The organism is Bacillus sp. ISL-7 (assembly GCF_018613065.1).
The window spans coordinates 91,420-114,855 of the sequence record NZ_JAGGQW010000022.1; the positions used below are offsets into that span (position 1 = coordinate 91,420).

At 40.8% G+C, this 23,436-nt stretch carries 24 protein-coding genes, 2 pseudogenes and 1 riboswitch; of the genes and pseudogenes, 16 read left to right on the top strand and 10 right to left on the bottom strand.

All coding sequences use genetic code 11. The annotated features are described in order from the left end of the window. Positions 1-46: 46 nt before the first annotated feature. The 3 genes from J7E66_RS06935 to J7E66_RS06945 all read left to right on the top strand — a co-directional run bounded on the left by J7E66_RS06935 (position 47) and on the right by J7E66_RS06945 (position 2,738). Positions 47-580 (top strand): PepSY-associated TM helix domain-containing protein, encoded by a 534-nt coding sequence (locus J7E66_RS06935; protein WP_214998617.1) that lies wholly within the window; start codon positions 47-49, stop codon positions 578-580. A 137-nt stretch (positions 581-717) separates the two neighbouring features. Then, a complete protein-coding gene (galE, locus tag J7E66_RS06940; RefSeq protein WP_214998618.1) occupies positions 718-1,689 on the top strand; it encodes a UDP-glucose 4-epimerase GalE in 972 nt (323 codons plus the stop codon). Positions 1,690-1,892: 203 nt separating this feature from the next. Continuing rightward, complete coding sequence (locus J7E66_RS06945; RefSeq protein ID WP_214998619.1) at positions 1,893-2,738, top strand: YitT family protein; 846 nt, start codon at positions 1,893-1,895, stop codon at positions 2,736-2,738. Positions 2,739-2,763: 25 nt separating this feature from the next. Here J7E66_RS06945 and J7E66_RS06950 read toward each other — a convergent pair whose 3' ends face one another. Then, positions 2,764-4,806 (bottom strand): molybdopterin-containing oxidoreductase family protein, encoded by a 2,043-nt coding sequence (locus J7E66_RS06950; protein ID WP_214998620.1) that lies wholly within the window; start codon positions 4,804-4,806, stop codon positions 2,764-2,766. A gap of 219 nt (positions 4,807-5,025) precedes the next feature. Further along, positions 5,026-5,475, bottom strand: a complete 450-nt coding sequence (locus tag J7E66_RS06955; RefSeq protein ID WP_214998621.1) for a DUF6376 family protein — start codon at positions 5,473-5,475, stop codon at positions 5,026-5,028. Positions 5,476-5,799: 324 nt separating this feature from the next. On the opposite strand from J7E66_RS06955, the gene J7E66_RS06960 reads away from it, so the two are divergent. Beyond that, entirely contained in the window at positions 5,800-6,240 is a 441-nt protein-coding gene (locus J7E66_RS06960) for a ferritin family protein (RefSeq protein WP_214998622.1), read from the top strand. A gap of 105 nt (positions 6,241-6,345) precedes the next feature. On the opposite strand, the gene J7E66_RS06965 is transcribed toward J7E66_RS06960, so the two are convergent. Further along, positions 6,346-6,666: a hypothetical protein gene (locus J7E66_RS06965; RefSeq protein ID WP_214998623.1), complete on the bottom strand. Its 321-nt coding sequence runs from the start codon at positions 6,664-6,666 to the stop codon at positions 6,346-6,348. A 354-nt stretch (positions 6,667-7,020) separates the two neighbouring features. On the opposite strand from J7E66_RS06965, the gene J7E66_RS06970 reads away from it, so the two are divergent. The 3 genes and pseudogenes from J7E66_RS06970 to J7E66_RS32570 all read left to right on the top strand — a co-directional run bounded on the left by J7E66_RS06970 (position 7,021) and on the right by J7E66_RS32570 (position 9,108). Continuing rightward, positions 7,021-7,629, top strand: coding sequence for a transposase (locus J7E66_RS06970; protein ID WP_214998624.1), 609 nt, complete (start codon positions 7,021-7,023; stop codon positions 7,627-7,629). Positions 7,630-7,649: 20 nt separating this feature from the next. Continuing rightward, positions 7,650-8,828: pseudogene (locus J7E66_RS06975) on the top strand (YifB family Mg chelatase-like AAA ATPase); the annotation flags it as partial. 88 nt (positions 8,829-8,916) lie between these two features. Next, positions 8,917-9,108 carry a magnesium chelatase subunit ChlI family protein gene (locus J7E66_RS32570; protein ID WP_308162478.1) on the top strand — a complete coding sequence of 64 codons (192 nt, stop codon included), beginning with the start codon at positions 8,917-8,919 and terminating at the stop codon, positions 9,106-9,108. A 119-nt stretch (positions 9,109-9,227) separates the two neighbouring features. On the opposite strand, the gene J7E66_RS06980 is transcribed toward J7E66_RS32570, so the two are convergent. Together J7E66_RS06980 and J7E66_RS06985 are read right to left on the bottom strand one after the other, a co-directional pair. Continuing rightward, the gene (locus J7E66_RS06980) at positions 9,228-9,788 is read right to left on the bottom strand and encodes a glycerol-3-phosphate acyltransferase (protein WP_214998625.1); all 561 of its coding nucleotides are present in this window, start codon (positions 9,786-9,788) and stop codon (positions 9,228-9,230) included. A gap of 321 nt (positions 9,789-10,109) precedes the next feature. After that, positions 10,110-11,492 (bottom strand): S1C family serine protease, encoded by a 1,383-nt coding sequence (locus J7E66_RS06985; protein WP_251032804.1) that lies wholly within the window; start codon positions 11,490-11,492, stop codon positions 10,110-10,112. Between the two features lie 235 nt (positions 11,493-11,727). On the opposite strand from J7E66_RS06985, the gene wecB reads away from it, so the two are divergent. From wecB to J7E66_RS32575, 3 genes and pseudogenes are all read left to right on the top strand, one after another. Beyond that, complete coding sequence (wecB, locus tag J7E66_RS06990) at positions 11,728-12,870, top strand: non-hydrolyzing UDP-N-acetylglucosamine 2-epimerase (protein ID WP_214998626.1); 1,143 nt, start codon at positions 11,728-11,730, stop codon at positions 12,868-12,870. 158 nt (positions 12,871-13,028) lie between these two features. Next, on the top strand, positions 13,029-13,415 hold the full coding sequence (gloA2, locus tag J7E66_RS06995; protein ID WP_214998627.1) for an SMU1112c/YaeR family gloxylase I-like metalloprotein: 387 nt from the start codon (positions 13,029-13,031) through the stop codon (positions 13,413-13,415). Positions 13,416-13,980: 565 nt separating this feature from the next. Continuing rightward, a pseudogene (locus J7E66_RS32575) lies at positions 13,981-14,205 on the top strand (TM2 domain-containing protein); the annotation flags it as partial. A 139-nt stretch (positions 14,206-14,344) separates the two neighbouring features. Here the strand turns inward: J7E66_RS32575 and J7E66_RS07005 are convergent. Further along, positions 14,345-15,022 (bottom strand): hypothetical protein, encoded by a 678-nt coding sequence (locus J7E66_RS07005; RefSeq protein WP_214998628.1) that lies wholly within the window; start codon positions 15,020-15,022, stop codon positions 14,345-14,347. A 439-nt stretch (positions 15,023-15,461) separates the two neighbouring features. On the opposite strand from J7E66_RS07005, the gene J7E66_RS07010 reads away from it, so the two are divergent. Both J7E66_RS07010 and J7E66_RS07015 read left to right on the top strand, forming a co-directional pair. Beyond that, a complete protein-coding gene (locus J7E66_RS07010) occupies positions 15,462-16,118 on the top strand; it encodes a 5-bromo-4-chloroindolyl phosphate hydrolysis family protein (protein ID WP_214998629.1) in 657 nt (218 codons plus the stop codon). Beyond that, complete coding sequence (locus J7E66_RS07015; RefSeq protein WP_168245782.1) at positions 16,115-17,293, top strand: toxic anion resistance protein; 1,179 nt, start codon at positions 16,115-16,117, stop codon at positions 17,291-17,293. Before J7E66_RS07010 ends, J7E66_RS07015 begins: the two co-directional genes overlap by 4 nt. Before the next feature lie 168 nt (positions 17,294-17,461). Here the strand turns inward: J7E66_RS07015 and J7E66_RS07020 are convergent, their stop codons facing one another. Continuing rightward, positions 17,462-18,199 carry a M15 family metallopeptidase gene (locus J7E66_RS07020; protein WP_374103833.1) on the bottom strand — a complete coding sequence of 246 codons (738 nt, stop codon included), beginning with the start codon at positions 18,197-18,199 and terminating at the stop codon, positions 17,462-17,464. A gap of 266 nt (positions 18,200-18,465) precedes the next feature. Beyond that, a riboswitch (cyclic di-GMP riboswitch) is annotated at positions 18,466-18,550 on the top strand. A 351-nt stretch (positions 18,551-18,901) separates the two neighbouring features. Here J7E66_RS07020 and J7E66_RS07025 point away from each other — a divergent pair. Together J7E66_RS07025 and J7E66_RS07030 are read left to right on the top strand one after the other, a co-directional pair. Continuing rightward, positions 18,902-19,333, top strand: coding sequence for an SRPBCC family protein (locus J7E66_RS07025; RefSeq protein WP_214998631.1), 432 nt, complete (start codon positions 18,902-18,904; stop codon positions 19,331-19,333). 53 nt (positions 19,334-19,386) lie between these two features. Next, positions 19,387-19,527, top strand: a complete 141-nt coding sequence (locus J7E66_RS07030) for a hypothetical protein (protein ID WP_214998632.1) — start codon at positions 19,387-19,389, stop codon at positions 19,525-19,527. A gap of 428 nt (positions 19,528-19,955) precedes the next feature. On the opposite strand, the gene J7E66_RS07035 is transcribed toward J7E66_RS07030, so the two are convergent. Together J7E66_RS07035 and J7E66_RS32265 are read right to left on the bottom strand one after the other, a co-directional pair. After that, the gene (locus tag J7E66_RS07035) at positions 19,956-20,909 is read right to left on the bottom strand and encodes an NAD-dependent epimerase/dehydratase family protein (RefSeq protein ID WP_214998633.1); all 954 of its coding nucleotides are present in this window, start codon (positions 20,907-20,909) and stop codon (positions 19,956-19,958) included. Continuing rightward, the gene (locus tag J7E66_RS32265; RefSeq protein ID WP_214998662.1) at positions 20,906-21,157 is read right to left on the bottom strand and encodes an NAD(P)-binding domain-containing protein; all 252 of its coding nucleotides are present in this window, start codon (positions 21,155-21,157) and stop codon (positions 20,906-20,908) included. Before J7E66_RS32265 ends, J7E66_RS07035 begins: the two co-directional genes overlap by 4 nt. Positions 21,158-21,343: 186 nt before the next feature. On the opposite strand from J7E66_RS32265, the gene J7E66_RS07045 reads away from it, so the two are divergent. Next, entirely contained in the window at positions 21,344-22,063 is a 720-nt protein-coding gene (locus J7E66_RS07045) for a glycosyltransferase family 2 protein (RefSeq protein WP_214998634.1), read from the top strand. A 188-nt stretch (positions 22,064-22,251) separates the two neighbouring features. Beyond that, positions 22,252-22,359: a hypothetical protein gene (locus J7E66_RS32790; RefSeq protein ID WP_374103832.1), complete on the top strand. Its 108-nt coding sequence runs from the start codon at positions 22,252-22,254 to the stop codon at positions 22,357-22,359. Positions 22,360-22,423: 64 nt separating this feature from the next. Here J7E66_RS32790 and J7E66_RS07050 read toward each other — a convergent pair whose 3' ends face one another. Continuing rightward, positions 22,424-23,041, bottom strand: coding sequence for a LysE family translocator (locus J7E66_RS07050; RefSeq protein ID WP_214998635.1), 618 nt, complete (start codon positions 23,039-23,041; stop codon positions 22,424-22,426). Between the last annotated feature and the right edge of the window lie 395 nt (positions 23,042-23,436).

The window sequence follows — 23,436 nt, forward strand, 5'->3', positions numbered from 1 at the left end:
TACAAGAGAGTATCTAAAAAAATATAACAAAATGAGGAGAATTTATATGAAAGATACGAGAAAAGCCCATTTATGGATTGGTTTAATTTGTTCTATCTTTATCCTAATCGAGTCAATTACGGGTTTGTTAATGAACGAGCCGTGGTTAATCGGTCAGACACAAATGGAAGGAAATCGAGGCAATTTCCAGCCGGGTCAATTTAATCAAGGTGTAGGACCACAAGGTGCAACCACAAACTCAAGCCAAACAACTGGGCAAACTCAATCGCAGAATCCTCCTAGCAATCAAACGCAGACAAACGGCCAAACTCAAGGACAAACAGGCACAAACGCAGCTGGTCATTTTCCTGGACGCATGGGCGCCGGCGGCCCTAGGGGAGAAGGCGGAGCGAGTTCGATCACAAGTATCATTAGAGGTCTTCATGAAGGGAAAATCGGCACGACTAATGTGAAATGGCTGGTCGACCTAGTTGCACTAGCGATGATCTTCCTAACCGTTTCAGGCATTTACCTATCCTTAAAAGTCCTCAAAGCAGATAAACAGAGAAAAAGCCGTAAAAATGATGGCCAAGTAGCTTAACAGTCAGGGTGTTAGGCACCATGTGAAAAATTCACATGGTGCCTGGCACTTTTTTACTTTAACGCAAAATATACGTTTTTTCGTCAAAATGCTATAATAAAAAAGGTAATTGAAATTCTAGCTAAGGGGAAATGAATATGATTCTCGTCGTTGGCGGAGCAGGTTACATTGGTAGCCATCTTGTAAAGGAATTAGTAGAAAAAGAAGAGGTTCTCGTTCTCGATAACTTATCGACTGGTCACCGCGCAGCAGTTGATAGCCGGGCCGTTTTTGTCGAAGGTGATCTTGGCAATGAAGAAGATTTACAAATGATCTTCAAAAGTTATCCCATAAAGGCGGTTATGCACTTTGCTGCCTTTAGTTTGGTAGGGGAGTCTGTTGTGGATCCTTTGAAATATTATCAGAATAACGTGGCGTCCACACTTACCTTGTTAAATGTGATGATGAGAAACAACGTAAAAAACTTTATTTTCTCTTCCACTGCAGCTACCTATGGAATTCCTGATGTGGAGTTGATTGATGAAACAACTCCAACCAGACCGATTAATCCGTATGGACATTCCAAACTGATGATCGAACAAATCCTGTCTGATTTCTCAAAATCTTATGGATTGAATTATGTGGTCTTACGTTACTTTAATGCAGCAGGGGCCAACGAATCAGCATTAATTGGCGAGAGTCATGACCCAGAAACACATTTAATTCCGATTGTCCTTCAACAACTGTTAGGCCAGCGGGAAAAAGTATCTGTCTTTGGAGCTGATTATGATACAGCTGATGGTACTTGTATTCGCGATTATATTCACGTGACTGATTTAGCCAGTGCCCATATCCTTGCACTCGAGGCGTTATTAACAGGGAAGAAATCGGCTGAGATTTATAATCTTGGCAACGGTCTTGGCTATTCCGTTAAGGAAGTCATTGAAACATGTGAAAAAGTTACCGGTGTGGAGGCAAACGTAGAAATGGCTGACCGCCGTGCCGGAGATCCTGCTATGCTTGTCGCTTCCTCTCAAAAAATTCTTAGCGAACTAGGCTGGAAGGCTGAACGGAATCTGGAACGAATTATTGCAGATGCGTGGAATTGGCATCAGAAACAAACATATTAATTGGCAGCTCTGTCTACATACGTAGGCAGGGCTTTTTTATATTAGATTCCTGTCGGAGCGGCGGATGTTATAGATAAAACTGCAGTGAGAATTTAATGTTCTTGGAGCATTTTTTTGTCATGATTTTTGCCTAATTTGTAGTTTGATGGTTATCATTTACTAGGTTAAGATTAGGTTATTAAATTCGTTAAGGGGTTCTTTTTATGAAGAATACGTTGAAGGATATTTTGTATATATTACTAGGATCACTAATTTTTGCGGTGGGTGTCAATTATTTCACAATCCCGAACCATCTATCAGAAGGCGGGATTTTAGGGATTACGATTATTGCCCATTATTTGTTTGATTGGTCGCCGGGTATCGTAAATTTTGTATTGAATACAGTGCTGCTAGCGGTTGGTTATAAATTTTTTGAAAAAAGAACGTTTGTCTATACGCTGATTTCAATTGCAGCATGCTCGCTGTGTTTATTTTTAACCGAGGATATTGGACATCAATTAACTGAGGATACGTTTTTGGCCTCAATCTTTGCGGGTTTGCTTGTCGGAGCTGGGTTGGGATTGATTTTCCGGACGGGAGGAACCTCGGGAGGATCGACAATATTAGCTAGATTGGCGAACCAATTGCTAGGTTGGAGCATTGGGAAAGGCATGCTAATTATTGATATTTTAGTAGTGGTTGGCTCGATTTTCATCATTGGTTTGGAAAAAGCGATGTATACGCTGTTGATTGTGTTCATTGGAGCGAAGGCGATCGACTTCATTGTCGAAGGACTCGATGAAAAGATAGCAGTGATGATTATTTCCAATTCTCCTGAACAGGTCTTGGCCAACATCACAAGTCGGATGTTGCGTGGAATAACCGTTTTAGACGGACGAGGAGGCTATAGCGGTCAGAACAGAGAAGTCCTTTATATCGTCATCAATAAGCAGGAAATCGTCCAACTGAAAAGTATTATTAAGGAAGTAGATGAAAACGCCTATGTCACCGTCCATAATGTCCATGAAATGATCGGGCATGGATACAAGGCGAGTAAAAAAGGTGCCTGACACCGGAGTGGGTATCAGGCATTTTCTATATTTTTTCCACACTTACTCTCCCTGAGAAGAAGGTGGCACCGCCGCCCATATCGGCGATTCGGTCCGGGGTGAGGGAGTTTACTAGCTGTTTTGAGTCAACAGAATCCGCCCACAGTCCTTGCGTAACGACGACTCCAGGTAGAACATGATCTCCGACAGCCGCCTTTAGCCGGCATTCTCCTCGATCGTTCCAGACGCGGACCGTATCTCCATCTACAATCCCCGCCGTGAAAGCATCCTGATGATTCATATACACCTTTGGTTCTTTTTCCAAGCTGATGTGCTTTGGATTGTTGGAAAAGGTAGAGTTTAAGAAATTATGATTCGGGCCAGGAACAAACTGATACGGATGATCCCCGTCGTTTACTAATGGTACATAAGTTGGCAATGGGGGATAGCCTTCTTCTTGCATCTTCTGTGAAAATAATTCAATTTTTCCACTAGGGGTTGGCAAGTTCCCAGGAAAAATCGGTTTCAATTTGGCTTTCATAAATTGATGCTCAACTAATGTTTCGTAGGTAATTTCCTCCAAATACGGATTGCGCGGATTATCAAGGGCTTGAGTAATCATTTGTGCCTCTGTCTCTTGGAAAAGAGGTTCATTAAAGCCCATTCCGTTTGCGAGTAGCCTGAACACATCGACATTCGATTTTGACTCAGCAAATGGTGCAATAACTGGCTGCTGCAGTTGAATGTAATGATGCCAATACGATGTGTAGATGTCCGTGTTTTCAAAGGAGGATGTCGCTGGTAAAACGATATCCGCGTATTTGGCTGTCTCTGTTAAAAATAAATCATGGACCACGGTAAATAAGTCTTCTCGCGCTAGCCCATTTCGGACTTTAGTAGACTCAGGTGCGACCACGGCAGGATTCGAACCGTACACATAAAGTGATTTCACAGGAGGGTCTAGTGTAAGTAATGCCTCACCGAGTAAATTCATGTTAATCACGCGCGTATGTTTATTTTTTAATAAATCCGGTCGTTGCAAGTGAGCTGTATTCGGAGCTAGATAGGCTGAATTTCCTTTGATCGCGCCGCCGCCTTTGACAAGCCACTGACCAGTGAGAGCAGGAAGGCATGCGACAGTCCGGACAAACATCCCGCCATTGTCGTGATGCTGTGGTCCATTACCGATGCGAATAAAGGATGGTGACGTCTTGCCATATATCCGTGCCAGCTTATAAATATCTTCTACTGGTACACCGGTGATCGTAGAAACCGTGATCGGGTCGTACTGAACGACATGTTCGCGCAGCTCTTCGTGTCCGAGGGTATATTTTTGTAAAAATTCTTGGTTTACTAGGTTTTCAGCAAATAAGATGTGCATCATCCCTAAAGCGAGAGCACTGTCGGTTCCAGGCAATATCGGAATAAACCAATCTGCTAATCTACCAGTTTGATTTTTGTGAACATCGATAACGATGATTTTGGCGCCATTTTGTTTGCGGGCTTTTTGAGCTAACGCGACTTGATGCATGTTGGTGCTCGCCGCATTAACGCCCCAAAAGATGAATAATTTGGAATGAAGCGTATCCTCAGGGTCGGTTCCGATACTGCCACCCATGGTATATTTATAGCCAACCGAACCAGCAGCGGAACAGATGGTTTGGTCTAAACGCGATGCACCGAGGCGATGGAAGAAACGGCGATCCATTCCCTCGGCATTAAGCCTGCCCATGTTTCCGTAAAAACTGTAAGGAAGAATGCTTTCCGGTCCATCGGATTCGATCAACTCTTTCCAACGGGAAGTAATCGTCTGGATGGCTTCCTCCCAGCTGATTTGTTCAAATTTACCCTCGCCCTTTGGGCCTGTGCGCTTCAATGGGAATTTTAGACGGTTTTCATCATAAATCCGTTCCGTCATATTCCGGACTTTGTTACAGATATGCCCTTTGGTGACCGGGTGCGCAGGATCGCCTTCCACTTTAATAACCTTCCCATCTTCCTTATGTAGAAGTAAACCGCACTGATCCGGGCAATCCAGCGGACAAACCGCATGAAAGACACCATCGCGTTCATCTATAAAAGAAGCCATAGCTTAGTCAATCTCCTTTCATGTTTAACTTGAATTTTTAAGATTGCTACTATCATAACATCAAATTCTTTGGTATGAACACATCTGACGAGCTATTTTTATTGGTGATTAAGACTTATATATAATGTACCGGTTTTGAATAAATGGATAATAAAAGGCGGTCACGTAGAAGTTCCATGTGACCGCCTTTTTGGATATACGCGAACCCGAGAGGACAATTTATTTTTGCCCAAGCTCTTTGATTTGATTAAGGATATTGGTTATATCTTGTACGCTTTGAAAAATTTCTGTGTTTTCAAGAACAGAAGGGTCGAGTAAGCCATTCTTCATATGTTTTAGATACACGTCAATTCCGGCTGCAAGTTTGTTGTTTTGGTCGACAATTTGCTGGTGTAAATCAACAGCTACGTTTGGGGCTTGAAGTTTATTGAATGCATTTATTTCTTTTTTCATATCTTGGAGCATGTTTTGGAAATCTGCTGCTGCTTGCTGATCTCCAACGGCAAGTTTAGCAACAGAGGGTGCTTCATTTGCAAATGCCGTCGCCTTGTCTAAGTAATCCTTTGCATCATTTACATATGTGAGTGTATTTTTCGCATCATTTAGTAAGGAACAACCGCTCAGGAGCAAAGCAATGGCAGCGGATAAAACTAATAACTTCTTTTTCATGTAAAAACCTCCGTTTTTAATTTTTAAGGCAGCTTTTGAACGTTTAACTATCATTAAAATAGGGTTGAAAATTTGTTTCGTTTCTAAGGCATAAGCAGTTTCGTACGCTAATATCAATAAAAATAGCAGGATCTTCGTTTCGAAGTTCCGCTTATTTCTGAAGGGAGTACTTTTACCATTCTTTCTAAAAGTGCTCCATACTAAACGGTGTCAGGCACCACAGCTGATATTTTCATTTTACTTTTCCAAAAAAGAAATGATAGTAAGCACCCAGTCATCTTCTCACACGTAGGATATCCATGAGAATAATCGGGAGGTTCTACAATGTACCCATATACTAATTACTACGATGCCTTATATAGACAAAATAATAAGTTAATAAGAGAGCTAGAAAAGGCAATTAATGGTGAGTACAATGCCATAAATTGTTACGAAAAGTTAGCAAATTTGGCACCTAATGAGAAGGAGAAAAGTCGAATCCTTGAAATTCGTCAAGATGAATCAAAGCATTATCAACAATTTGATCAGATCTATACAAGGCTGACTGGCCGAAAGCCACAACCGAAAATCAGCGAGGAATGTCCGGGGGTTTATTTAAATGGATTGGAATTTGCGTTACAAGATGAGCAAACAACGGTGGATTTTTACATGGAGGTAGCTGATGGAACTTCGGACTCAACTATAAAAGAGGCATTTCAAAGAGCGGCAGCAGATGAGCAAAATCATGCCGTATGGTTTTTATATTATTTTACTAAAAATAAGTAACCACTTGCTTCATACCTTTGGTTGGATTTGATTGCTATTCCCATGCAGATAGTAGTTTAGTCTTCAAAAAGAAGACACCTTTGTCTCTAAGGCAAGGGTGTCTTTTCAATGATGCATTCTGTGAGGATTAATCTCCACCGCCGCCATCTCCACCCGAATCTCCGCCGCCGTCTCCTCTCCACCCGAATCGCCTCCGGAATCCTTGTCACCGTCGGAACCGAGGTCGTCATTAGTGCTGTCTGAATTACTTTTGTAATAATGTACATGATCATTGCTATAAGAACTTTTCCTTCCATTTCCTAAACTAGGAAAGATAAAAAAAGCCGCGATTATTGCTAAGGTTCCAAAGAACTCCTGTACTCCAAAAATAAGGTAAATCCCATACACAAGAAGCAATGCACCCACCAGCCATTGAATTACCCTCACCGCGAGACATCCCCCCATATAGAAAATAAGAATTATAAATCCATACAAAATAAATATTACAAACTAGGACTTTTTATACATCTTTTTAGATAATGGTGTCAGGAGAATGGTGTCAGGCACCAATCGTGGACATTTGTCTTTTATGTATGGACAGTCATTAATACCCAAAATTATATAGATGATGTGAAATTTGGGGAATCGTGCAGGATTTTTGGAGAGGGTGTCGAAAGGTAATAGTGGTTACTATTTGCTGTTCCTGTTTTATGGGGAATGCTTACCTCGGATGACCTCATTTTTTTCTACCTCGATTCCCCACCTAAATTCTACCAATTTACTAAATAAGGAGTGATTGCAATGGTTCGCAGTGTCCGGCCTTGGTTTGAAGGCGCAAAGTATCATGTTACCACTAGAGGAATTAGGAAAAGTTCGCTATTTTTCGAAGATGAAGATTTTGAGAAGTACCTAGCTATAGTTCAAGAAACAAGAGAACGTTACCCATTCATCCTTCACACCTACTGCTTGATGACAAATCATACCCACTTACAGCTCGAAACGCTAAAAACCCCTTTGAGTAATATCATGAAAAATCTCAACACCAAATTTGCAAAGTATTTTAATAGAAAGTACGATTTCTCCGGTCATGTATTCGATAAGCGCTATGGTGCCGAGCTACTCAATTCTCCCGAATATGAGATAGACGTGAGTAAATATATTCACTTAAATCCCCACTCAGCAGGTATGGTGGCAAAACCTGAGGATTACCCTTGGAGCAGCTGCCGAGCCTATGTCTTTGGAGAAAGTATTCCTCTGATTGCCCCAAAAACACTACTTTCATATTTTCCCGACCCATCATTACAACACTATGAAAATTATATAAAGGCATTACCAACCGACAAGTTCTTTTGGGAAGATGGAAAAATTCACATGATTAAGATGGAGGAAAAGACATGTGGGCTAAAGTAACGAGTATCGGCTTAAAAGGGATGGAAGGATATCGGGTGCATGTCGAGGTTGGCTCTTATGTAGGGAACGATTCGTTTAAAATTGTTGGATTGCCAGATGCGGCTGTAAAAGAATCAAAAGAGCGAATCATTGCTGCGCTTCGAACCTTAGGTTATCACTTGTCAGGTCAGAAAATTATTATTAATCTATCACCAGCGGATCAAAAAAAGTACGGTTCTATGTTTGATTTTCCGATGGCGATTGCTGTACTGCAAAGTTTGCATGAACTGGAGGTAATCGTCCCAGAGGATACTGGTTTTCTTGGATCATTATCGTTGGATGGATCAATTCAGCCTGTCGAAGGAATGCTGCCTGCTGTTCTTGCGGCAAAGAAGCTGGGGATTCATAAGCTTTATATGCCTTTTGATGAGGAATTGCCGGTATTAGATCTTAAGCCATTGGAAATCATCTATGTTTCTAGTTTACAGGATGCGATTGGACATCTTTCTGGGCAATGGATTCCTCCTTTTAATAAAAAGCAGGATGATGAACGGTTCACCAACACTGTTTATTTGGATATGCAGCAGATTATTGGTCATACAGGAGCGAAACATGCCTTAGAGGTAGCTGCCGCTGGAGAACACCATGTCTTACTGACGGGACCACCAGGTTGTGGAAAAAGTATGTTAGCTGAAAGTTTCCCGTCCATTTTACCAGCATTAACAAAAGAGTCGCTACTTGAGGTAATCAGCTTGTATCAATTGAGTCAAAATTCCTTTTCTCATTCCAGTATGCCTCCCTATCGAAATCCGCACCACTCAGCTTCAGGTGTTTCTATAATCGGGGGCGGACAATACCCAAAGCCAGGCGAAATATCGTTAGCACATCATGGTGTTTTGTTTCTCGATGAAATTGGCGAGTTTTCGAAAAAAACATTAGATATGCTGCGGCAGCCATTAGAAAATGGGTTGATCATGATTAGCCGCACCCATGCGACCATTACCTATCCGGCGTCGTTTATTTTGATAGCGGCAATGAATCCATGCCCATGTGGCTATGAAGGGTCAAATTCACATTATTGCACCTGTTCGAAGAAGCAGATACTCGCCTATCAAAATAGGCTTTCAGGTCCGCTCAGGGATCGGTTTGATATTAATCTCTCCTTAGGACCCATTAATTTTAATACAGCTGCGATTGAAACGGCAGGAGAGTCCTCAAAAATTGTCCGGGGGAGAGTGGAGGAAGCTAGGAACAGGCAATATGATCGTTATGGAATGGAGGTTTGCAATAGCAGAGTCCCTTACGAAAATGCTATTAAGGGCAAGCCCATTGACAGACACACAGCAATCTACATTGCAACGACACGCAATAAAGAAGAGTTGGAGCAACCGCACACAAATCAAAATCATCCGTCTCGCCCGCACCATCTCTGACCTGCAAGCAAGCCCCGCCATAACAGATCAAAGTATTTGGGAAGCTGTTCAGTTAAATGAAGTGTGAACGGAGTTCAGTTAGTGTCATTAGTTGAATTCATCAGTTGGACATTAGTTGGTGTCAGGCACCATCCGTGGACAAAATGGCTAAAGTGTCCTTGTGGGGTGGACTGCGGACATCTGATGTTATTTTTTCAGTCTCACCCTGATATTGTCCCAATGGGCCAGGAAAATGAAAACTAAGATACACAATACAATTGCACAACTTATCCAATCATGGTCGATGATTAATAGAAAAGGAGGAATGAATAGGAATGCACCTAATCCTGAAAAAGTGAAGCTCTTTGTAAAAGGATAGAGTACTAGAAATGCTAAGATAATAAGGGAAACAAGTAGCGGCTCAAACATAATTATTCCGCCAATAAAAGTTGAGATCCCTTTTCCTCCCTTTAAGTTCAGGGTAATTGGTTTCAGATGGCCTAAAATGGCCATGCCTAAACCAACAAGTTGAACGGGGTCAGAAAATCCAAAATAGCGAGCCAGCAGTATGACGAGGCCACCTTTTAGAGCATCCCCTAGAAATATTAATACGAAGGCCGTTTTTCCATGAAGGCGTCCTGCGTTCCTCGCCCCTACATTTCCACTTCCATGAAGGCGAATATCCTTACGGTAGAGAGCTTTTGTAACCAGAAATCCAAACATGATACTCCCAATCAAATAGGATAAGACTAGAAAAAAGTAAATCATTTGACTTCACCTCCTAATAGAATAGTTGGGTGCCAGGCACCATGTGAAAAATTCACATGGTGCCTGACACCCATCAGCATACTCTTATATAAATAATAACAGGCTTAGGGCCATAACGGCCACACTGCCAATTAACCCGTAGATGGATAACTTTCCTTCATCATTCCTCATGGCTGCAGACTATAATTCCTCCGGATAGATCATCAAACCTGCGATTTCCCCTTAATGATATGGATTCGTATTAAAGTAATGGGACGTAGCATCAACTACATCCCATTTTTCTATAGGTTTTGTCAAGGTATATTGGTGTCAGGCACCACATTATTCCTCGTCTTTTTTCTGCTTTTTCTGTGCCTCTTGGAGGGCGAGGAGGATATCTTGAACGTCGATTTTTCCATCATTATTTAGGTCTGTTAGGGTATTTTCAGGTTCAGTTGGCGGTGGGGCTACAGGCGTTGCGTTTGGAGCAGCCGGTGCCGCAGTAACTGCTTGCTGTTTCGGTCTAAAGGCAAACGTGAACAACAGAAGAATAATAATGAGCAATCCTGCAACACCATCAACGATGTAGAAGATAGTCGCATAATCGGACCAGAGCGTCTTGCTGCTGCCCATCTTTTTCTCGGAGTTCGCGATATATTGTTTGATTTCGGAATGATTCGGATAAATCCGTTGGACTGCCTCGAATTTTTCTAATGCATGCTTATAGTAGCCGCCCCAGTAAAGGTTAAGTCCTTCTTGATAAAGCTTATCCGTATCACTCTTCGCATTTTTAGCACCCGCTTGGTTGACAAACTCTTTAACGGTATTAACAGGAACGGCAAAATTAAAGCCTTGGACTTCTTGGCCGTTGACTGTGTCGCCTCTAAAGGTGAGCAAGCCAATAATTTCGCCTTTTGCATTGATGACTGGTCCACCGCTATTCCCATGAGTAGCAGCCGCGTTAATTTGGATAACCGGGCTTCCTTGTTCAGTCTTTTTGGAGGTTGCAGAAATTTGGCCAGCATTCATGGAAGAAACTAACGACGAATCTGGCGATAATAAATCTGAATCGGCCGCAGCGGGATAGCCGCTGACCCAAATATTATCTTGGTTCTGGATATTATCAGAGTCTCCAAGCGGTAGAGTCGGCAGGTTTTTTCCTTCAATTTTTAGAACGGCGACATCTTTTCCTTCATTAATAGGAGCACCATAGCTTTTAACCTCGCCATCAAGTACATCTCCACCTGGTAAAATTACTTTTAGAACCTTTTCGATACCAGTGTATTGTGTATACTGGACCATATACCTGTAGGCTGTTTCATAGTCTACCTTAAAATAGTCCGCGATAATCGTTACCAGTTGTTCAAACGCAGCATTGGCAATATCCTCGTCTTCCTGTTGAGTCGCTTCAACGACGTGAGCATTGGTGACGATATAGCCGTTAGAGCTAATAATGGCCCCTGAACCTGAGCCTCCTACTACGGATTGATTATTTAGCTGTTCCAATATGGCGATGACTTCAGGATCATTGGGATTATTAAATTGCCACTGGACAACAGCATAATCAATGATTCGAACGACTGCCGGCTTGGAGTATTCAGCGAGCTTTTGGGCTTGAGCGATTTTCCCAGCGGCTGGTTTGAGATTGATGAGGAAAATGGAAGCCACCATTACTGCGATGAGTAGCAAGCTGATAGGGATGGTAAAAAGGGCCCTTTTTTTCAAAATATAATTCACTCCTAGGTTGGATATTTTAAAAATTTACTCTGCAATATATTCACCCTTGGGAAAAAAGTAATATTGTACATATAAATTTTAAGATAATTACAAGGCGTCATTGATAGTTGAGGAATTTTAATGACAGAACAGGGAGGATTGTTTTTTCATAAATGTATAATCTTTGGTATCATGTTTAGTGAATGTAAATGATATTGGACTGAAGATATAGTTGGAGGTCTCTATGGAGAATCAATTGAAGGTAATGACTGTGTTTGGAACGAGACCGGAAGCAATTAAAATGGCTCCCTTGGTAAAAGAATTAGAGAAATATCCTGATAAAATTAAACCGATTGTGACGGTGACAGCGCAGCACCGCGAGATGCTTGACCAAGTGCTGCATATTTTTGAAATTACGCCTGATTATGACTTAAATATAATGAAGGAACGGCAATCTCTTCTGGATGTTACGACACGCAGTTTAGAGGGACTCAACCAAGTTCTTTCGGACGTCAAGCCAGATATTGTGCTGGTCCATGGTGATACGACAACAACATTTGTGTCAAGCTTGGCTGCGTTCTATCACTCGATTCCGATTGGTCATGTGGAGGCCGGACTCCGGACTCATAATAAATATTCCCCGTACCCAGAGGAAATGAACCGCCAGTTGACGGGTGTTTTGGCCGACCTCCATTTCTCGCCAACGTTCCAATCGAAGCAAAACCTTTTGGTGGAAAATAAGAGAGAAAAGGCTATTTATATCACTGGAAATACGGCCATCGATGCGCTAAAAACAACGGTGAGATCGAATTATTCTCATCCGGTTTTAGACAAACTCGGGAATGACCGGTTAATTCTCATGACGGCCCATCGCAGGGAAAACACGGGAGAACCAATGGAAAATATGTTCCGTGCCATTTGCCGTGTAGTCGAAAAGCATGCCGATGTTCAGGTGGTATATCCGGTCCATATGAATCCAGTGGTTCGTGAAATTGCCAATCGAGTACTGGGAGAAAACGAGAGAATTCATCTGATTGAGCCTTTAGATGTGATCGATTTCCATAACTTTGCCGCAAGGGCATATCTGATTTTGACCGATTCAGGCGGTGTACAGGAAGAGGCACCATCTTTGGGTGTACCGGTGCTAGTTTTGCGTGATACCACCGAGCGCCCAGAAGGAATTGAAGCGGGTACATTAAAACTGGCTGGAACCGGTGAGAATACCATCTTTCGACTTGCAGATGAGCTGTTGTCAGACCAAGCCGCACATGATCAAATGGCGCACGCCTCCAATCCTTACGGAGATGGGTTCGCCTCCGAACGAATCGTAAAAGCCATCCTTCACCACTTTAAAAATGGCGACCGCCCAACGGATTTTGGCGAATAGAGTGGGGGAAAAATGTGGTGTCAGGCACCATCTGTGGACACTTTTAGGGCTTTGTCCGTGTAGGGTGGACAGTTAAGTTGATAATAGAACCTCTTGTCTATTTGAGCAGACAAGAGGTATTTGGTTTGAGTGATGATTTTTTAGGGGGATGTGGATAGATGAAGTTAAATAAGATCCATCATATTGCGGTGATTTGTTCGGATTATGGAAAATCAAAGGATTTTTATGTTCGAATCCTTGGGCTGACGCCTATTAATGAAGTTTATCGGGAGGAAAGAGATTCCTATAAGTTGGATTTGGAAGTGAATGGTCAATATCAGATTGAGTTGTTTTCTTTTCCGGAACCAACTGTCCGGCCAAGCTATCCTGAAGCAGCTGGTTTGAGACATCTAGCCTTTGAAGTAGATGATATCGAAGATGCGGTCCAATATTTGACAAGGTTTCAAGTGAATGTGGAGGTCGTGCGTGTGGACCCCGTAACAAACAAGAAATTCACCTTCTTCGCGGACCCGGATGGGCTGCCGCTTGAACTATATGAACGATAATATCTTTTTAAAAAGCGGGTTGCCTCTATGGTTATCCTGCTTAATCTTTAATCTTTAATCTTATATCAACTTTCTAATTCATAATTCTTCAAAACTCAAACTCTACATTCTTTAGCTAATACACCCATTACTATTTGTTGTATACAAAACCAAACTTTTCTATTTCCTAAAAATTTTGTAAAATTTTAGAGAAATATATTACCAATTGTAGTAAAATGTCTATTAAGATATTAATTTTTTTTACATAAATACTACTATTGGGGGTTGTAAAATGAGCGTTTGTTATGCCCATGATGATGCGGAATCAGTTGGTACCTGTGTAGGCTGTGGGAAATTTATTTGTCATAATTGCAACACAGAGCTTAAGGGTAAAAATTATTGCAAAAAATGTGTAAATGAGTTATTTGATGAAAATGAGAAAAAAATGGAAAAGCTTGAAGATGGTAGCAAAAATAATCAACCAATGGTGTTTATGAATGCTGGTGGCGGAGGCGGTTCCTCAAGCTCATCTAGTTCATCAAGCGCTGCTAGTGGGGGAGTCGGTGGCTTTGTTGCTAGGTATACTAAAAACAAAACTACCGCGGGGATCTTAGGTATTCTACTCGGTGGTATTGGGGCCCATAAGTTTTACCTTGGCCGACCAGGTATGGGGATTCTTTATTTGTTATTCTGCTGGACTTATGTTCCTACAATTATAGGTTTTATAGAAGGTATCCTATACCTTGTTGCAAATCCAGAGGATTTTGCTAGAAAGCATGATAAAGGATATCAAGTTCCTATTAATTATTAAATCATTTCCTTCACATTCGGTGTCTATCCCCATGGGATTACATGGGGATTAATCTAGTAATGTATGGATTGGAACTCAAATACTAATAAAGGGAAGCTCATTGGGGCTTCCTTTTATTAGTTACTTTATGAGCTGTATTTTAATCCTTGAGGTGAATTGAGTATGTGCCCAAACTTGGATTTACACTTGGGATCCCATATTCGTTAGGAGACCATGACCCATAGCCACTATTAAAACCAGGGTTTGGTTGGAATTGCTGTCCGTACATGTTTATATTAGGTCCTACTCCTGGGTAACCTGGCGTGCCAACACCAGGAAAGCCTAATCCTCCACCGACTCCTGGGCCATAAGGATTGTATCCCTGAACTGGTCCACCGCTGCCGTATCCTCCGAACCCACCGTATCCGGGGAAGCCGCCATAACCGCCGCCATACCCATATCCTCCTGGGTTAGGTCCATTTCCTAGTGCGGCTCCTCCTAAATAACCTAAGCCAAGCCCAAGCAAGCTAGATCCCAATGATCCAAGGTTAAAACCTGTATGTCCGCCGCCATGGTGATGTTGCCCACCGTGCTGTTGTTGTCCACCACCATGGTGATGTTGCCCACCGTGCTGTTGTTGTCCACCACCATGGTGATGTTGCCCACCGTACTGTTGTTGTCCGCCGCCATGGTGATGTTGCCCACCGTGCTGTTGTTGTCCACCACCATGGTGATGTAGTCCACCGTACTGTTGTTGTCCACCATGATATTGTCTACTAAAATTTAGCTGGTTCAATCCACTTTGATAATCTATAGGCATATTATATGGATTATACATAATATTCTCCTCTCTCCTCACTATCGTATCTATCCTATGCATCGTATTAGTTTACTCTTGGGCAGAAGCCTAGATAATTGGATTCCTCATAAAGGCATCGCACTTGAAAAGAATGGAAACCCAAAACGCGTTGTCCACTGTGCGTGGACAAATGGTGCAAGTGTCCACGAGCGGTGCCTGACACCATAATGACACCATAACTGACACTATAACTGACACCATAAAAGCACCAATAAATATGACACCATCTAAAAATACGTCTCAAGACCTAGATTTCTTTCCGTTTGAGGTCTATGGCAGGCAGGAGTTTTTTCGTGTATTGTTGAAGTAATAAATGGAAATAATTTTCTTTTTGGTTTATATTTTGAGGAAATTGAAACATTCCATTGCATTCATTCGTAGGAATATAAAGATGTCTTAACTCAGGAGTCGATTTATTATGAACCCGATTTTGTCGTTTCTTCTTCGCTCATTTGTAGCCGTCCCATTAACAGTGGTAACTTGGCTGGTCTGCTTTTTTCCCTTGAGTCAAGCATTTTGGCCGTCAACAGGCATTGCCATTACCGGGGGGATTCTTACCCATTTAATCCTTTCCATCGTTATGAATAGAAGCTTTTTAAAAAAGCATCAGATATCAAGAAAAGAATATCGATATATTCGGAAAAACCTTATGGAAGCCAAACAGAAAATCAATCGCTTAAATAAAAACCTTTTTACCATTCGTGATATATCGTCCGTAAAACAAAGAATTGATCTTCTTCGAATTACAAAAAAAATACACAAGATGACAACCAAAGAGCCGAAGCGATTTTACCAGGCTGAGCAGTTTTATTTTTCACATTTAGATTCAATCGTTGAACTTACCGAGAAATATAGCTTTTTATCCTCCCAGCCGAAAAAGAACATGGAAATGGGCCAATCTCTTATTGAAACTCGTCATACACTAAATGAACTAACAAAGGTATTGGAAGAGGATTTATATAAAGTGATTTCCGATGATATCGATCACTTAAATTTTGAAATTGACGTCGCAAAGCATACCCTTAATAAGCAAAAGGACGCTAAATTCCCGGAAGAAAATAGGTGGCTAAAATGAACGAAAACAACCCAATTCAACCCAACAAAACTGGAAATTTATTAGATGATATCCTTGCCGACCCGTTTGGGGATAAACTAGAGCTTTCAAAAAATCCGGTCCAGCACACAAGTGAGGCTAGGCCTGTTAAATTAATTGATGTGATACCAGAAGAACATCGCGCAAAGGCGTATCAGATTGCTGAACAAATCGATCCAACAAACCATCAGTCGATGATTCAATATGGTACCCAAGCCCAAGGTAAGCTATTATCTTTCTCGCATACAATGCTAGAGCATGTGCAGAAACAAGATGTGGGTGAAATCGGGCAAATCATCAGTGATTTAATGAAGAGACTTGATGAAGTGAATCCGGATGATTTGAAGGATGGGAAACCATCCTTATTTGCTCGTATGTTTGGCAAAATTTCAGGTTCGATTCAAGAAGTACTCTCAAAATATCAAAAAACAGGCGCCCAAATTGACCGAATCAGTGTGAAACTCGATCGCAGCAAAAATGTCCTGATGTCGGATATTAAATTGCTTGAACAGTTGTATGAGACGAATAAGGAATATTTCCATGCCCTTAATGTCTATATTGCAGCTGGGGAGATCAAGCTTGAAGAAATGCAGGAAAAGACAATTCCACAGCTGAAAAAAGCAGCTGAAGTAACCAATGACCAAATGAAATTTCAAGAAGTTAACGATATGATCCAATTTGCGGATCGCTTAGATAAGCGTCTCCATGATTTAAAATTAAGCCGGGAAATTACCATTCAAAGTGCTCCACAGATTCGCTTGATTCAAAACACGAACCAAGCCCTAGTGGAAAAAATCCAATCATCGATTATGACGGCGATTCCGTTATGGAAAAATCAGGTCGCGATTGCGTTGACGTTAATACGCCAGCGTCATGCAGTCGAGGCTCAGAAACAGGTTTCGAAAACAACCAATGAACTCCTTTTGAAAAATGCAGAAATGCTAAAAACCAATACAATCGAGACGGCGAAAGAAAATGAGCGCGGCATCGTTGATATTGAAACCTTAAAGAAAACTCAGGAAAGCCTAATCACGACACTTGAAGAAACCATGCGAATCCAAGAGGAAGGCCGCCATAAGCGCCGCCAAGCAGAACAGGAATTAGCTTCGATGGAAAACGACCTTCGCCTGAAATTATTAGAGATAAAAGGGAAATAAACACAAAAGGCCTTCACTACAACTCCGGTTGTAGTGAGGGCCTTTTTGACTCTTACACATGCGCGAACCATTTCGGTGTCAGGCACCAGAAATCGAGGCACCGGAAATCAGCTAAACGGGCACTCCGCTTTTTACGGTGCCTGACACCACATAAAAGCACCACATCAATTAATTATTCACAACTGTGGCATTATAGTATTCTTCGAGGGTAATGCCGCGGCTCATGATTTCTTTGGCGATTGCCTTTCCGACATAGCGCAGGTGCCAGGGTTCGTATTGGTAGCCGGTGATCGAGTCTTTACCTTTCGGATAGCGGATGATGAAGCCGTACTCCGCTGCATGATCTTGGAGCCAGCTTGCCTCCTTTGTTCCTTCAAAGCAGTCCTCGGCAGCACATGTTCCATCTCCGCCGGTCACATCAATAGCCAGGCCAGTTTCATGCTCGCTCGTTCCTGGAACCGCACTATAAGTTCTAGCCGCTTCGTATCCATCTTGATCAACATAGTAATTAAATAAAGCTGTTTGGGCAGCATAGGACCTGTAGGCAGAAACACCTAACAGATGCACACCCTGTTGTTTTGCGCCTGCGAATAATTTTTCGATCGCCGCACCTGCCTCTGCCCTCATTTGCCGCTTTTCTGCTTTCTGTGCGAACGTAAATGGGATGTCAGGGTAAATTAAATCACTTGGCTGATAATTATCGGGCAGTTTATTGTCCTTATTAACAAGAACAGGGATCACCTTTGGGGAGGAACCAACTTGGACGTTAGCATCCTGTTGCTGATCTTCTGCACCAGTTGAGGAATTGTTGTCTAATTTTCCATCGTCTTGCATAAAATGAAATTTTCCAGTGCAGCCGGTCAAAGAGATTGCAAACACCATAAGAGTCAAAAAGACGAAACGTATTTTTAACATAGTAAACTCCCTTTTTTTAAAATTCACTTCAGTAAACATCATGGACAGGATTAGAGACTTTAAAACGTCATTCTAAATTCTGTCCAAGATGATTTCAAAACGGCTGTGAATCTAAGGATGTTTCATCGATAGGTTTGGTAGAATCAATTGGCAGCCATCGTATAACGACAGAAGGAAATTAACTTTTAAGTGAGTGTAGGTACAAAGACACTTTTATTTTATAATTCAGTTGCATATATTTTGAATAACACATAAATCGTACGAAACGGCAAAGCCATTGAAAAATGGTGACGCAAAACTAAAGGGGCTAAGGTTTAACGACGATGCTTGCCAGTTACCGAACACGATAACTCCGTCGATTTATGTAAATTATTGAGGAGGATTTTTTGTGTTGAAAATGTTCTTTAAGGGAAAATATTATTATCATTTAATCCAGCACAGACACAACGCGCTGTTACAGCAAGATTGCCTGGATGAAGAATTAAGAGCCAAGTTTATGATTAGAGCAAGCTATCATAATAGTAAAGTTGTCGAGTTTGGTTTAAAAATCTAAGCGAAATCATATTTTAAAAAAAGCCTGTATCTGTGTAGTTGGTACAGGCTTTTATGTTTTTATAGACTAAAAGGTATAAAATAAAACAATAGGACAACCATTACATATATTAACCATAGTAAAAGAGGGATGATTTCGAAATGTACAATCTGACAAAATTTAAAATAATAAAACCAGCTAATGAAGTATTTGAAGCCTTCGTAGACCCTTCGAAAATCAAGAATTTCTGGTTCTCATCAAGTTCGAGATGGGAGCAGGGCCAAACAGTCACATTAAGATATGAAGAATACGATGCACAAGTCGATATTGAAGTACTCGAAGTCGAGGTAAATAAGAAAATCGTGTTCCGGTGGGGGACAGATGGAGAAGGGAATTGTGTAACAATTTCTCTGGAAGAATTGGATCAATCAAGTACCATTATTGAAGTGGTCGAAGAAGGTTTTAGCGAAGATGATGATGAGTTAATCGCTCAGTTGATTGATAATAAAGAAGGCTGGGTGTATATGTTGACCTGTTTAAAGGGGTATTTGGAGTTTGGGATTCATAATTTAAGGGCAGCAATCGTTAAATAACATAGTTTCTTTTCTCAAGGGTCATCCTATGAATAAAAAGGGAGGTAAAATCAATGAAACAGGATGATGAGAAAATTAGTGAAGGGTTAAATGAACTATTTGAGATCATTAATGCAAAAGGAGACACGGGTGAGCTAAAAGAAATTGTCGATCGTTATGACAGTGCAAATCCAGAGGAAAACTCGAACAGTTAAATACAAAAGGCCTAGAGATTAGTCTAGGTCTTTTGTGATGAGAAATGTGGATAAAATCCATATAAAATGTGGATATATATAAGTCGATTGTGGGCAAATCTGTTGGTTTTGTGGATAATACTGTGGAATATGTGGATAAATCCCCTGACTTGTAATTCCTTTATGAAAAAGAAAACGTTATTCACATAATCTGTGTATAAATGGTTGGAATCTGTTGATATCTTCTTATATGGTGTGGATATAGAGGTAATTAATGTTGATAACCTTGTTAATATCCTCTCCTCGTATATTTCCATCTGATTGGTTTGATTTTTGCTATGACGACGATGGTTTAACAACAGCACATCTATTCGGTTTGAGCAAAAACACTAGCCAATGCTTCCCTAATATAGGCCCCTGGAATATAAAAGGGGATCAGGACGGTCACTTCACTTTTGTTCATCTGTATCCCTTTCTTTAAAGGACTCTTCTGTTTCATAAAACAGCCTTGTCTCCTTTAGGCCGCTAAGCAAATCATAGCGAGGCTTCCACCCCAACAGTTGCAGTGCTTTTGTATTATTCAACTGACTGTAGAGGATGTCACCGTTACGAGCAGGAAGATAAACAGGGACACCCAGAGGAATTTCACCCAGCGAGGAAATGACTCCAAACAGTTGATTAATGCTCGTTTTTTGATTTAGACCAATGTTGATGATTTCATTGTTTCCTTTGCCAAGTGCAAGGAGATTGGCTGCAGCAACATCTTTCACAAAAACAAAATCTCGTGTTTGTTCCCCGTTCCCGTAAATCGTCAATTGTTCGCCCTTTAAAGCCTTCTGTAGAAAAATAGCCACGACACCGCCTTCTCCTTTAGGAGTTTGACGTGGACCGTATACATTTGCATAACGCAGGATCGTAAAGGGAAGCTTATAAAATTGCGAATAGAGTTGAATATATCTTTCCGGCGTATGCTTGGAAATCCCATAATAGGAGATGGGTTCCGTCATCGAACTCTCTTTAATACTGCGGTCGTCCGTTTCGCCATAGGCTGCACAGGAGGAAGCGTAAACTATTTTTCGGACATTAAATTTCCGACAGCATTCCAACAAACGAATCGTACCAAGAATATTCGTTTGCGCATCAAAAACAGGATCCTGAATCGATTTGGCAACATCGACTTGGGCCGCTTGATGAATCACATACTCTGGTTTTTCTTTTGAAAAAATCCCCTCTAACTGCGGTGAGCATATATTTGCGACATAAAAGGTCGCCCTATTATTAACAAACTCTTTATTCCCCGTACTTAAATTATCAACCACAATCACTTCATGACCCTCAGTAATCAGCAAATCAACAATATGGGAGCCAATAAATCCCGCTCCGCCTGTTACCATAACTCTCATACTTGACCCTTCTCCCATTCTGCTTGATACCAAGCAATTGTTTTCCTTAAGCTTTCATCGGATCGATGGAAGGATAGAAATTCAACAGTTTCCGGTATATATGAAGTATTCTGTTTTAAACTATTCACTTTTCGCTCGTCGACATCAATTCCAATGACACCGAATCCCTTGTTGGCAAATAGAAGGGCAAGAGGTAAACCAATATATCCTAATCCAATTACCCCTATTTTTTTAAAAGAGGAAATCAGCCGTTATCGTTATTTCTGACATGTTTTCCGTCCCTTACTCATAATTATTTTTTAAGTTTCGTGTTCACTTATCCTATGCGGACGGGTCTTAGGAGGGGATAGGTGAATATACAGAAATAGAAAAACTTTTAAAAAATTCATTCTGTACTAAGTGGTTGAACTTGTGGTTTTGGGAGGCGGAAGGTCTTGATTTCCATCATTGCTTGTACCAATCGAGAGAAGTTTGTCAGCAACATCATTGCTAATTTTCAAAAACAAACCTTCAAGGAGAAGGAACTCATTTTAGTTCTTAATTCGTCTAAAATGAATTTCAAACAAATTGAGCGGGAATTGGATGAGGCTAAATTAAACAGTCAGTTATTCCAATTTCCAGACGAAATGAGTTTAGGGGAGTGTTTAAACAAGGGAGCTGAGCAGGCCAATTTTGAATACATTGGGAAAATGGACGATGATGACTATTACGGGAGCAGCTATCTAAAGGAAGCGTTTGAAGCGCTCATGCAAACGAAGGCAGAACTAGTTGGGAAAAGCAGCTTCTATATTTATTTTAAGAAGAAACAAGAACTGAGATTATATAATCCACATCATGAAAATAGCTGGATCATTAATAATGGTCAAAATCTTTATAAAACCTCCCATTTTTTAAGTGGAGCGACACTGATTTTTAAGAAAGATCTTTTGAAAAAAATCGCCTTCCCACACGTTAATCAAGGGGAGGACAGCGGTTTTCAGCGACGATGCTTTGAGAACCATGTCAAAATGTATTCATTATCAAAAGATCATTATGTGTATGTACGCTCTGGACTACCGTATCATCATACCTCCGATGCAACGGACCGAATGTTAAGAGGACGTAGTAAATTGGTCATCAATACGGCTTCGATTGAAACATTTTTCAATACTTGATAAAAAGAAGGCAGGATATCCTCCCTTACAACCATTTCTATATTAACCAAGCAGCACGACTGAGAAGCTTTCGATATCTGAATGACACTATAAATTTCGCAGGCTTCCGAATCATGTAAGTAAAGAGGAGTAAGGAAAACAATATTAGTAAGGAAGAAATCGCTATTTATGATTTCAATTAAGCCTTATTGGCGGCAGGAACCAACGCCATCATAATAGCTGGTTTCATTAAAGAGATGCTTGGGAAAGTAGCATTTGATATAGGGAATGGAATGATCAAGAAAAGATTCCGTTAGCCCGTAAATAGGAAAAGCGATATTTAATAAATTCACTTTTCCTATATAAGTACATAACTTTTCATTATTTTTGATTCTGAAAAACCAACTGAAGACCTAAGCCAATATAGATAGTGCCAATAACCTTCCCTTGCCAGCGTGAAAGTTTTCCGCTCTGGTTTGAGAAAAGTCGTTCACCTATCGAGCTTGTTAGGAATGCTAGCAATGTGGTGTACATTATGCTCATTAACACAAAGGTGAGTCCAAGAATAAGTAGTTGAATGACAACAGGGGTCCCATTGTTGTGGACGAACTGTGGTAAGAAGGCTAAGAAAAAAAGAGCCGTTTTAGGATTGAGTAATTCAATTAATAAGGCCTGACGAAACGATGTGGCTGTGTTGTTCTTTTTTACGGTCGGCGCATCTTGTTTTTTGGATTTTTCAAGGAGGGACTTAATCCCTAAAAAAATCAAATAAGCGGCACCAAGATATTTCACGATTTCAAAGGCGAGTGCCGAGGTCATTAGAATGGCTGAAAGTCCAAGTACGGCTGCAATCGTATGGATTAAATCACCGACCGCAATCCCGATACCGGTGATGATGCCAGTTTTCCTCCCGCCTTGAGCGGTTTGAGAAATGGTTAGTAAAACAGCTGGACCAGGAATGAGAAACAATACGATAACTACTATAATAAATGACAGCAATTTTCCGCGCTCCTTTATAAAATATATATCTCATTTTATCATAATATTTAAAAAATTAATTCGAGAGATTAAGTAACTTTAAATAAGGATAAAAATTCTGTTGCTTTATTGTATTGTAGGTGATAATATATATAAGTTGTCAGCGAGATTATTAATGTTTTATAAAACTTATTGACAATGTGATTGAGTAATGATAAGATATAAAAGTTGTCTTCGAAACTATTAATATTCTCTTTAAAAATATTAAAATAGTTGTTGACAACGAATGAAAGAAAATGGTATGATGTAAAAGTTGTTCCATTGAATGAATTGTTCTTTGAAAACTAAACAAACAAGACGTGTAGACAAACAAAAAAACTTTTAGTTTCAAATATGAAGCTAAGCCAACGTAACAA

Excerpts from the sequence above, each read along its gene's own strand:
- J7E66_RS06980 (WP_214998625.1), bottom strand. The coding sequence starts at position 9,788 with ATGATTTACTTTTTTCTAGTCTTATCCTATTTGATTGGGAGTATCATG.
- J7E66_RS07030 (WP_214998632.1), top strand. The coding sequence starts at position 19,387 with ATGAAACAGGATGATGAGAAAATTAGTGAAGGGTTAAATGAACTATTT.
- J7E66_RS06950 (WP_214998620.1), bottom strand. The coding sequence starts at position 4,806 with ATGGCTTCTTTTATAGATGAACGCGATGGTGTCTTTCATGCGGTTTGT.
- J7E66_RS07005 (WP_214998628.1), bottom strand. The coding sequence starts at position 15,022 with ATGTATAATCCATATAATATGCCTATAGATTATCAAAGTGGATTGAAC.
- gloA2 (WP_214998627.1), top strand. The coding sequence starts at position 13,029 with ATGAAGTTAAATAAGATCCATCATATTGCGGTGATTTGTTCGGATTAT.
- J7E66_RS06960 (WP_214998622.1), top strand. The coding sequence starts at position 5,800 with ATGTACCCATATACTAATTACTACGATGCCTTATATAGACAAAATAAT.
- galE (WP_214998618.1), top strand. The coding sequence starts at position 718 with ATGATTCTCGTCGTTGGCGGAGCAGGTTACATTGGTAGCCATCTTGTA.
- J7E66_RS06970 (WP_214998624.1), top strand. The coding sequence starts at position 7,021 with ATGGTTCGCAGTGTCCGGCCTTGGTTTGAAGGCGCAAAGTATCATGTT.
- J7E66_RS32570 (WP_308162478.1), top strand. The coding sequence starts at position 8,917 with ATGCTATTAAGGGCAAGCCCATTGACAGACACACAGCAATCTACATTG.
- J7E66_RS07015 (WP_168245782.1), top strand. The coding sequence starts at position 16,115 with ATGAACGAAAACAACCCAATTCAACCCAACAAAACTGGAAATTTATTA.
- J7E66_RS07035 (WP_214998633.1), bottom strand. The coding sequence starts at position 20,909 with ATGAGAGTTATGGTAACAGGCGGAGCGGGATTTATTGGCTCCCATATT.
- J7E66_RS06945 (WP_214998619.1), top strand. The coding sequence starts at position 1,893 with ATGAAGAATACGTTGAAGGATATTTTGTATATATTACTAGGATCACTA.
- J7E66_RS07025 (WP_214998631.1), top strand. The coding sequence starts at position 18,902 with ATGTACAATCTGACAAAATTTAAAATAATAAAACCAGCTAATGAAGTA.
- J7E66_RS06955 (WP_214998621.1), bottom strand. The coding sequence starts at position 5,475 with ATGAAAAAGAAGTTATTAGTTTTATCCGCTGCCATTGCTTTGCTCCTG.
- wecB (WP_214998626.1), top strand. The coding sequence starts at position 11,728 with ATGGAGAATCAATTGAAGGTAATGACTGTGTTTGGAACGAGACCGGAA.
- J7E66_RS06935 (WP_214998617.1), top strand. The coding sequence starts at position 47 with ATGAAAGATACGAGAAAAGCCCATTTATGGATTGGTTTAATTTGTTCT.
- J7E66_RS07010 (WP_214998629.1), top strand. The coding sequence starts at position 15,462 with ATGAACCCGATTTTGTCGTTTCTTCTTCGCTCATTTGTAGCCGTCCCA.